The 4,523-nt window shown below is 69.0% G+C and carries 5 protein-coding genes; 3 read left to right on the top strand and 2 right to left on the bottom strand.

Translation table 11 applies throughout. The annotated features are described in order from the left end of the window. Nucleotides 1–990, bottom strand: a 990-nt coding sequence (locus tag Q0X16_RS00695) for an NAD(P) transhydrogenase subunit alpha (protein ID WP_297829565.1), incomplete at its 3' end; no start/stop codon positions are given. Nucleotides 991–1,069: 79 nt separating this feature from the next. Here Q0X16_RS00695 and Q0X16_RS00690 point away from each other — a divergent pair. Genes Q0X16_RS00690 through Q0X16_RS00680 form a run of 3 tightly spaced genes read left to right on the top strand, consistent with a single transcriptional unit; the run spans nucleotide 1,070 to nucleotide 3,172 of the window. Further along, entirely contained in the window at nucleotides 1,070–1,639 is a 570-nt protein-coding gene (locus Q0X16_RS00690) for a nitroreductase (protein WP_297829562.1), read from the top strand. A 57-nt stretch (nucleotides 1,640–1,696) separates the two neighbouring features. Continuing rightward, a complete protein-coding gene (locus Q0X16_RS00685; protein ID WP_297829559.1) occupies nucleotides 1,697–2,593 on the top strand; it encodes a 5'-3' exonuclease H3TH domain-containing protein in 897 nt (298 codons plus the stop codon). Nucleotides 2,594–2,629: 36 nt separating this feature from the next. Then, nucleotides 2,630–3,172, top strand: a complete 543-nt coding sequence (locus tag Q0X16_RS00680) for an NUDIX hydrolase (protein WP_297829557.1) — start codon at nucleotides 2,630–2,632, stop codon at nucleotides 3,170–3,172. 86 nt (nucleotides 3,173–3,258) lie between these two features. Here the strand turns inward: Q0X16_RS00680 and pip are convergent, their stop codons facing one another. After that, nucleotides 3,259–4,200 (bottom strand): prolyl aminopeptidase, encoded by a 942-nt coding sequence (gene pip / locus Q0X16_RS00675; RefSeq protein WP_297829555.1) that lies wholly within the window; start codon nucleotides 4,198–4,200, stop codon nucleotides 3,259–3,261. Nucleotides 4,201–4,523 lie beyond the last annotated feature (323 nt).

Genomic DNA, 4,523 nt, shown 5'->3' with positions numbered 1-4,523 from the left:
GAAGACGTTGCGGGCGTACATTTCGCTGGCGTGCTGGGCGCCCATCGAAGCCATGTTCAGCGGCCCGGCGATGGTGACGCCGCCGGAGTCGATGTTTTCGCCGGGCCGGGTCAGCGCGCAGTTGCCGCCGGTTTCGGCCGCCAGGTCCACTATCACGCTGCCGGGCTTCATGCCGGCCACCATCGCCTCGGAAATGATTTTCGGCGCCGGCCGACCCGGTACCGCCGCGGTGCAAACCACCACGTCGATGCCTTTCAGATGATCGGCCAGACGCTGTTGCTGCAGGGCGCGTTCCTCCTCGGTGAGCTGGCGCGCATAGCCGCCCTCGCCGGCGGCGCTGACGCCGAGGTCGAGGAACTTGCCGCCCAGCGATTCGATCTGTTCGCGGGTTTCCGGACGCACGTCGAAGCCTTCCACCGCCGCGCCGAGGCGCTTGGCGGTGGCGATCGCCTGCAGGCCGGCCACGCCGGCGCCGACGATCAGCACCTTGGACGGACGGATTGTGCCGGCCGCGGTGGTGAGCATCGGGAAGAAGCGCGGGGCCAGCTGGGCGGCGATCAGCACCGCCTTGTAGCCGGCCATGCCGGCCTGCGAGCTGAGCACGTCCATCGCCTGCGCCCGGGTGGTGCGCGGCAGCCGCTCCAGCGGGAAGGCGACCAGCCCGCGCGCCCGGATGGCCTCGCCACGGGCCGCGTCGGCCTGCGGGTGCAGACTGCCCACCAGCACCGCACCCTGCTTCAATCCGGCGATGGCGTCGTTCTGCGGGGGCTGGACGCACAGCACGAGGTCGGCCTCGCTGCAGGCGTTCTCGTCCAGCGCGGCCCCGGCCGCCGCGTAAGCCGCATCGGGGAAATACGCTCCGGCGCCGATGCCGGGCTGGATGCGCACCGTCGCGCCCGCCGCCACCAGTTTCTTGCAGGTTTCCGGAGTCAGGGCCACCCGGCGTTCGCCGGTCGCCGTCTCGCGCGCCACGCCCACGATCACCGCCATCACCCGCTCCATCGTTCCGATCCTGCATCATCCTAACCAATGCGACCCGCACTTGGCAGACATTCGCCCAAGGAAGCCCATGCTGACCCTCGACGACCTCGACAGCCGTCTCTCGATCCCCACCCGCCAGCTCGGCGAGCCCGGACCTTCGCCGGCACGGTTGCTGCGCATGCTGCAAACCGCGGTGCGCGTGCCCGACCACGGCAAGCGGGTGCCGTTCCGCTTCCTGCGCATCGCCGGCGAGGCCCGCACGGCGCTGGCCGAAGCGGCGGTGCGCAGGCTGCGCGAGCGCGAGCCGGACTGCGGAACCGCCGTCGAGGACAAGCTGCGCACCCGCTTCACCTTGCCGCCGGTGACGGTCGCGGTGATCGCGCGCCTGGGCGAAGACGAGAAGATCCCCGAAAGCGAGCGCTTCACCAGCGCCGCCTACACCGGGCTGATGCTGCTGCTGGCGGCGCAGTCCGAAGGCTTCGGCGCGCAGCTGCTGACCGGCTGGCTGGCCTACGACCGCCCGTTCCTGGAAACCACGCTCGGACTGTCCCCCGACGAACGACTGATCGGAACGATCGCCATCGGCACGCCGCAAATCGAGATTCGCGATCGACCGCGCCCGGACGCCGCGGCGCTGCTGACGGATTGGCGCCCGTAGGAGCGCGCCTGTGCGCGGCTGCCTTTGGCCGTGGCCAGAGGCTTCTACAATGCCGGCATGGATCAAGCCACGCTCCATCTTATCGATGCCTCGCTGTACGTGTTCCGCGCCTGGCATTCGACGCCGGATCAGTTCCACGACGCCGACGGCTGGCCCACCAATGCGGCGCACGGCTTCGCGCGTTTCCTTCTGGAACTGCTGGAACGCGAGCGGCCGCGGCACATCGCCGTGGCCTTCGACGAAAGCCTGGGCAGCAATTTCCGCCATGCGCTCTATCCGGCCTACAAGGCCAACCGCGATCCCGCTCCGCCGGAACTCAAGCGCCAGTTCGCATGGTGCAAGGCGTTGTGCGAGGCGCTTGGGCTGGTGACGCTGGCGCACCCGGAATACGAGGCCGACGACCTGATCGGCAGCGCCGCGCACGCCCAGCGCGCACTGGGCTTCCGCAGCGTGATCGTTTCTGCCGACAAGGATCTGTCGCAGCTGCTGCGCGCGGGCGACGAGCAGTACGACTACGCGAAGGGACAGCGCTGGGGTCAGTCGGGGGTCAAGGCACGGCACGGGGTGCGTGCGGAGCAGATTCCGGACTATCTCGCGCTGGCCGGCGACGCGGTGGACAACATCCCCGGCGTCAGCGGCATCGGCCCCAAGTCGGCGGCGATCCTGCTGGGCCATTTCGACACGCTGGACGCCTTGCTGGAGCGGGTCGATGAAGTGCCCTTCCTGCGCCTGCGCGGCGCCGCGCAGATGGCCAGGAGGCTGCGCGAGCAGCACCGGCAGGTGCTGCTGTGGCGCCAACTCACCACGATCGCCCTGGACGCGCCGTTGCCCGAGGGCGGCTTCACGCACCGGCAGGGCGACAGCGACGAACTGGACGCGCTGTCGGACTGGCTGGGCTTCGGCTCGACCACCCGCAGGCGGTTGGCGGAAGCGGCAGGGCCGCCACCGCCGTAGGTGCTGCACGCGATGCGTCTGCGATAGCATCGCCGCATGGGCAATCTCAAGCAGACGCTGTATGAAGGCCGCTGGCTGCGGCTGGTGCGGATCGGAACCTGGGAATCCTGCGAGCGCACCCACGGCCAGGGCATGGCGGTGATCGTCGTCGCGGTGACGCCCGCCGACGAGGTCCTGTTCGTCGAACAGTACCGGGTGCCGCTGGGCGCGCGCACGATCGAAATGCCAGCCGGGCTGGTCGGGGACGACCGCGCCGAGGACACGCTGACCGAAGCGGCCCGCCGCGAGCTGATCGAGGAAACCGGCTGGTCGCCCGGGCGCGTCGACGTGCTGCTCACCGGCCCGACCAGCGCCGGCATGAGCAACGAGCGCATCGCCTTCGTCCGCGCCCTCGATCTGGTCCGGGTCGGCGAAGGCGGCGGGGTGGACGACGAGAACATCATCGTCCACGCGGTTCCGCGCGCGCAGGTGCCACAGTGGCTGACGCAGAAGCAGGCGCAAGGCTACGAACTCGATCTCAAGCTCTGGGCCGGCCTGTGGATGATCGACCGCAATCCGGACGGATCGCCGGTGAAGTGAGTTCGGCGAAGGTGCGTCTAGAAGCGTTTTGAACGCGGAAACGCTTTTGTCCAAGCCCGCCCCGAACGGACGCGCGAAGCCCCCCGTCAGGAAAAGCGATCGGTGGCTTCCACCAGCGCCGCCGCGTTTTCCGCCTCGAACATCGAGTGCCCGGAATGCGGCGAAACGCGCAGCTCGCCCTTCGGCCAGACCGCGTGCAGGTCGAACGCGCTCTGGATCGGGCAGACCACGTCGTAGCGGCCGTGGACGATCACGCCGGGGATGTCGGCAATCCGGTGCGCATCGCGCAGCAGCTGGCCTTCCACCTCGAAAAACCCGCCGTTGACGAAGTAGTGGTTCTCGATCCGCGCGAAGGCCAGTGCGAATTCCGCGTCGCCGTGGGTGTCGGCGTAGTCGGCGGGGATTTCGAGGTAGCTGGTGCCGCCTTCCCAGATCGCCCAGGCGCGCGCCGCCGCCAGCCGGACGGCCGGGTCGTCCGAGGTCAGGCGACGGTGGAAGGCGGAGATCAGGTCGCCGCGCTCCACTTCCGGGATCGCGGATACATAGTGCTGCCACGCATCCGGGAAAATCCGCGAAGCGCCTTCCTGATAGAACCACTCCAGTTCCCAGCGGCGCAGCAGGAAGATGCCGCGCAGCACCAGTTCGGTGACGCGCTGCGGGTGGGTTTCGGCGTAGGCCAGCGCCAGCGTCGAGCCCCAGCTGCCGCCGAACACCTGCCAGCGGTCGATGCCCAGGTGTTCGCGCAGTTTTTCGGTGTCGGACACCAGGTCCCAGGTGGTGTTGCCCACCAGGTCGGCGTGGGGCGTGCTGCGACCTGAGCCGCGCTGGTCGAACAGGACGATCCGGTACTTCGCCGGGTCGTGGAAGCGGCGCATGTTGGCGCTGCAGCCGCCTCCCGGGCCGCCGTGCAGCAGCACCACCGGCTTGCCCTCCGGATTGCCGCACTGCTCCCAGTACAGGCTGTGGCGGGCATCGACCTGCAGACGCCCGGTTTCGTAGGGTTCGATGGCAGGGTACAGGGTGCGCATGGGCGGTCTTCCGGTTCGTGGACAAGGGCATTCTAGGTGCGTCCGGGGTGACATCGGAAAGTCGTTTTCGTGCCGCCTGTTTGAGGGTGCGCCCGCAGTGCAGGGTTTCCAGATACGAGGTCAGTGCACAGACGCAACTCGCCTATCGAATTCTGCGCCGTGGCGCGCCCTCGGCCCCCAGGGGTTCGCCGCTCAGGTTGCGCGTCCGGCTCCAATTCGCGGGCGCGGGCCATCCATGGCCCGCTCGAATCCCTGGGGGCCGAGGACACGCCACCTCTGATTTGCGGACGCTCCACCTCGGATACTGATCGCACTCTGATCTG

Source organism: Thermomonas sp., assembly GCF_025993755.1.
In the GTDB taxonomy this organism is placed as follows: Bacteria; Pseudomonadota; Gammaproteobacteria; order Xanthomonadales; family Xanthomonadaceae; genus Thermomonas.
The sequence above is the reverse complement of the archived record's forward strand: the minus strand, read 5'-3'. Positions and strand labels throughout refer to the sequence as shown.